Source organism: Vreelandella indica, from assembly GCF_037070225.1.
GTDB lineage: Bacteria > Pseudomonadota > Gammaproteobacteria > Pseudomonadales > Halomonadaceae > Vreelandella > Vreelandella arctica.
Map to the genome: position 1 here is coordinate 1 of NZ_JBANSO010000061.1, position 4725 is coordinate 4725.

3 protein-coding genes and 2 pseudogenes are annotated in these 4725 nt (G+C 47.7%); 3 read left to right on the forward strand and 2 right to left on the reverse strand.

Going from position 1 to position 4725, the window contains the following annotated elements:
- A partial coding sequence (locus tag V8L71_RS20260) for an enolase C-terminal domain-like protein (RefSeq protein ID WP_336275289.1) occupies window positions 1-750 on the reverse strand: 750 nt, incomplete at its 3' end.
- Window positions 751-1105: 355 nt separating this feature from the next.
- On the opposite strand from V8L71_RS20260, the gene V8L71_RS20265 reads away from it, so the two are divergent.
- From V8L71_RS20265 to V8L71_RS20275, 3 genes and pseudogenes are all read left to right on the forward strand, one after another.
- Window positions 1106-1843: a FadR/GntR family transcriptional regulator gene (locus V8L71_RS20265; protein ID WP_022520266.1), complete on the forward strand. Its 738-nt coding sequence runs from the start codon at window positions 1106-1108 to the stop codon at window positions 1841-1843.
- A 248-nt stretch (window positions 1844-2091) separates the two neighbouring features.
- Window positions 2092-3090: pseudogene (locus V8L71_RS20270) on the forward strand (IS30 family transposase); the annotation flags it as partial.
- A gap of 190 nt (window positions 3091-3280) precedes the next feature.
- A complete protein-coding gene (locus V8L71_RS20275; protein ID WP_336275290.1) occupies window positions 3281-4237 on the forward strand; it encodes a LysR family transcriptional regulator in 957 nt (318 codons plus the stop codon).
- Between the two features lie 66 nt (window positions 4238-4303).
- Here V8L71_RS20275 and V8L71_RS20280 read toward each other — a convergent pair.
- Window positions 4304-4725 (reverse strand): annotated as a pseudogene (locus V8L71_RS20280) (hypothetical protein); the annotation flags it as partial.

The window sequence follows — 4725 nt, forward strand, 5'->3', positions numbered from 1 at the left end:
GCCATCGATATCGTCGGCCAGCACGGGCTCTTCGAGCCACCGAGGCTCAAAGCGTTCCAGCTTGGGTAACATGCGCTTAGCGTATTCCAGGTTCCAGCCCATATAGCATTCGAGCATTAGGTCAATATCGTCGCCAATAACTTCTCGAACCGCTGCGACACTATTCAGGTTTTCGCGCATGCCAGCCGGGCCGTCTTTGGGGCCGTACCCAAAGCGCATTTTCATCGCGGAAAAACCTTGGTCGAGATAAGACTGGGCTTCGTCTTGCATACTTTTAAGATCAGTGCGGTAGAGTTTCGATGCGTAGCAGGGAATTTTCTCCTTGGTACGTCCGCCGAGCAGTTTAAAGACCGGTTTATTTACCGCCTTACCCATAATGTCCCAGATGGCGATATCGACGCCCGAGATTGCCGCCATGCCAATCCCTTTACGCCCCCAGGCGTGGGTGGCGCGGTACATGCGTTGCCATAGGTATTCGTAATCGAAAGGATCTTGACCGATCACAAGTGGAGCAAGGTACTGGTCGATGATTGCCTTAGCGATGGAAGGGGCAAGCGCCACGTTGCCTAGGCCGACCAAGCCTGTATCGGTTTCAATTTCCACGGCGGTCCAGCCATGAAAGCGGAAAGTACCCATTGAATCGCTCTTATCCCACAGCTCATCCATAGCATTAGAGCAGAAATGGGCTTGGGCTGGGACGGTGTGTCCTTTCCACTCGAAGATACGGGCTCTGACCTTGATAATTTTCATTGGTAGGATTTCCTTTGTATTTATGAAGGTATTAGGCGCTTGTGAAGGCTGGTGTACCACCGATAGCGAAGACAATCTTGCTCGACTGAGCATGCATGCTGGCGATAGTCAGTGAGAAGAAATAAAGCCTCAGCAGCTTCCTGAGCATAGTGCACTCCTTAATTGTAATTGGTAGTGATAAACTGGTCTTCTGGTACGGCCAGCATACCACTAACTTAGAAACCTAAACACGCTGTAACACTATGTCAATAAATAATTAATAAAAATATAGCTTTGTTTTAATCTGCCTGCGCAACATATATAGTTTTTGATTATCTGGTCTATTATATATACCAGTCATGAGAGGAGTGTAGCTATGCACAATTCAGCATTCGCCTTCGAAAAGACGCTTATGAATCGGACCAAGAAAGAAATATTGGCTGATAAGCTGACCGACATGATTCTTACCGGCCTATTACGGGATGGAGACGAATTACCTAGTGAGCGTGAGTTGGCTCAACTATTTGGCGTCAGCCGAGAGACCGTGCGCGGGGGGCTTTCCCAGCTCACCGCTCACGGCCTAATAAGCGTCTCTCATGGCAGCAAGACGCGCATCTGTGCTAACGATGAAGCCTTGGCGAGATTCCACGCAACCCATTCTGACGCCAAAGTGCCTGTGATGAATTGCTTCGACGTGGACAGTGTTTTCGAGAGTCGCATCGTGGTAGAGGCCGCCATTGCTAGGCGCGCAGCCATCCATATTGATGCTCAGGGTATCGACGTTTTAAAACGAATGCTTGAGGAGCAGGAAAAATTGTTTAACTCTCCCGTACATTTTCAGCTCTCCGATCAAAACTTCCATAAACTTATATCAAAGTACGCCGACAATGAGATTCTATTGCGCTATGCCGAAGAACTTTACACCTTTGGACTCAACATCCGGCGCCAGGTAATGCTGGAGCCAGGAGCTATAGAGCGCAGTTACCTAGAACATCAGCACATCGTTGATGCCCTCATGCGCGGCGACCCTAATGCCTCTGAGCGCGCTATGCTTACCCACCTAGATAGTGTTTTCCGAACCACCAGGGCTAAATTGAAAACAAGCCATAGCTAAGATTGATTCAAAAAACGAACCGAGGATCGCAAGTGCCTGCTAAGCAGCATGGATACAAATTCAACATGAGCAGGAAGGGGAAATTTTTAGAATACGCCTTCGGAGTACTTCTTCCACACGTTGACGTGGGAATAGACTTAAGGAAGCTGAGTAAGCTTCCCTTGAGTCTAACGAAGTGCTTTTTTAACAGGACACAGGGCGGTCTCAATGCCCAAGTGCAACATCTACCAATTAGGCATGGTGTTTCCATGACTCACTGTTATAGCCCTCTTTCTGCTGAAGACCGAGCCGCCATTATGCTGATGCGGATTAATCACTAGATTCGTGCCATCGCTCGTCAGTTGGGGCACGCACCGAGTAACGTTTCACGAGAACTAGCACGCCACACGTTCAGGCCTGACATGGCGTATGACGCCAATTTTGCTGGTTACCGAGCTCGACTGGCCCGCTGTCGGCCTCAACGTAGCCCGAAGCTGCATCTGGATGGGTGAACTATTCGAATAGGTGTTCTACCTGCTGCGTAAGTACTGGTCTCCAGAGCAAATAGCCAGCACACTCAAGCGTATGTTACCTGATAACACTGACCACCAAGACTCACACGAAGCCATCTACAACGCGCTCTACTTCATGCCGCGCGGCTCGCTCAAGAAAGAGCTGGCTGCCTGTTTAGGTAAACGGTGTCCTCGCAGCCAGGGCAAGGCAACAGATTCCAGACCTAGCCAGCATCCACCTGCGATCTACTGAGCTCGAAGACCGCCTAATGCCTGGCCATTGGGAGGGGATCTCATCTTTGGCGTTAACAATCGCTTTGCTGTCGGTACACCGGTGGAAAGCATTACGCGCTTAGTGATTCGCGCAAAGGTGGATGGCACCATGGCTACGGCGGCGGCCATCGGCTTCAGCGACAAGCTTAATGAATTGCCGCGTTCCCTGCGCTTATCTATAATTTATGGTCAGGGCAGAGAGATGGTGAAGCATGCCGAGATCACTCAGAATACTGGTACAGCGATTTAATGTGCTGCCCCGCATAGCCCGTGGGAGCAGAGTTCCAATGAGAACACGAACGGGCTGCTGAAACAGTACCTGCCGAAGGGTACGGATATGTCTCGGTCTACAGCCAAGAATAGCTTGACGAAATAGCCGACTCATTGAATACACGACCACGAAAGACACTGGACTGTCGAATGCCGCTGGAAGTCTACGCCGAGGTGCTCAAGAAATCCGTTGTTGGACCGAGCACCCTTCAATGGCGTTGCGCTTGTAACTTGAGGCAGCCACTTGAAGCGCCAAAATATAGTAATATCCGTGTAGACGCTCCACGATTATAGCAATACTTATATCCTCGACTTTGAAATCAAACGGTATAGAAAAGCATTTCATTTAATTAATAAAAAACACCGCCCCTTCGACTGATTTTACATAAAAAAGGCCTTCTCCATGGTTCCAACATTAAAGTTAATTACTTCACGTTTACGACTGAAGCACATGCAACTTTTAATCGCACTGGATGATTACGGCTCCCTTCATAAAGCTGCGCAAGTCATATCTATATCTCAGCCCGGGGCAACCAAATCACTACATGAAATTGAAGATGTTCTAGACATGCAGCTTTTTGAACGCAACCCCAAAGGAATTGAACCAAATGAAGTTGGCAGATGTGTGATTCGTTATGCAAGGTTAGTTTATAGTGACTTAGCTCATATGAGAGAAGAAATTGTAGGAATAATGCAAGGCCACGGAGGGCATATAGCTATCGGAACAACAATGGGAGCTGTCCCTTCATTGACAAAAGCAATCCGTAATTTACGATTGGCACAGCCAGCCCTTTCGATTGAAATTTTTGAGGACACTAGCGCCAATCTATTGAAACTACTAGATAAAGGACGAATAGATTTAGCCATATGCAGATCACATGTAGGACAGAAGTCAGCAGCTTATGACAGTCTTGAACTCAGTGACGAACCCCTGGCTGTCGTTGCTAATAAGAAAAACCCTCTTGCAAACACTAACCATTTAAAATTAAAAGATCTAATTGACTACTCATGGATAGTATACCCTTCTAACATGCCAATGCGTCAGTCCTTAGAATATGAAATTAACAGAGCGGGCTTAGAGGTAATTCAGTATCCGATAGAAACCTCGTCAACTTTCACCACTCTAATGTTACTACAGCAAGACCCAACCTTGGTTGCAGTTATCCCTGAAGAAGTAGCCAAATTCTGTGTTAGCACTAATATTCTTTCACAGCTAGACGTGCGCATCCCATCTTTGATGGGGCCATACGGTGTCGTTAGACGCACCGGGGCTCATTTACCTTCAGGAGCTCATTTGATTATTAGAGAACTATTTAAAATAGCTGGTAAAAACCATACCGTTATGCACTGGGATGACTGATCGACACCTAAACTAGGCCTGAATAATTGCAGATTTTCATCAAATACCGAAGTTATGCTAATGGATTTAGCATAACCAAAACTTGGTTATTGCGCCTAAAGAGGTGCTCCACCTTAGCACGGATACTGGCTTTGTTTTTTTTTCAACTTTCAGTTGGTAAGCATCCAGATTATTGCGGGCGCCAGGCCGTTTGGTAATATACCAAGATCCGCTGTTGCTGTGCTTGTGCTCATCCGGCTTTTCTATGCCAAGATAACCGCTATCACCACAGTCGCGTCGCTCTTGACTGTGAAGCAGCTTACCTGCGGAGACAGTGTCGATGGCATTGACAGCGGTGATATCGATGACGCCAATTAACTGAAGCTTATCCCCCTCTGTCAGCCTAGTTGTCCGGTTGGCGATATCGCCTAAATCTAATCCAGAGGGAGCGGCATGGAGCCCTTGTGCCACGTTATTCTGCAGAGCGTAAAGCAGCCGTCCTGAAGAAG